We start from the raw sequence: 405 nt of genomic DNA, 5'->3' as shown, positions 1-405 counted from the left end.
ATTGGACGGCGATTGCCTTTTCAAACCAAGCAGTTTGCTGCTAGACGTCGAATACTCCCCCGCGCAGAGCAGCCTCCCCTATGTCAGCCATCATTTTCGACGTCCTTCCCGTCTTCATTCTGATTCTCATCGGCTGGGTGATCGTGCGCAGCGGATTGATGGCGTCGAATGTTGGCGAAGCGCTCAGCGAATTCGTCTTCAAGATCGCCGTGCCGCTTCTGCTCTTCCGCACCATCGCCGAGGCGGATTTTCATGGCGCCTCGCCCTTCCGGCTCTGGATCGTCTATTTTTCGGGCGTCGCCATCACGTGGACGGCCGGCCATATCGCCGCCACACGCCTCTTCGGCCGCGACGAACGGATCGGCGTGCTGGCCGGCGTTTCCTCGGCCTTCGCCAACAATATCT

At 59.5% G+C, this 405-nt stretch carries 1 protein-coding gene; it reads left to right on the top strand.

What is annotated here, in order from left to right; all coding sequences use genetic code 11:
- Positions 1 to 80 precede the first annotated feature (80 nt).
- A partial coding sequence (locus D7W81_RS41705) for an AEC family transporter (protein ID WP_208721711.1) occupies positions 81 to 405 on the top strand: 325 nt, incomplete at its 3' end.

The organism is Corallococcus aberystwythensis (assembly GCF_003612165.1).
Taxonomy (GTDB): Bacteria; Myxococcota; Myxococcia; order Myxococcales; family Myxococcaceae; genus Corallococcus; species Corallococcus aberystwythensis.
The sequence above is the reverse complement of the archived record's forward strand: the minus strand, read 5'-3'. Positions and strand labels throughout refer to the sequence as shown.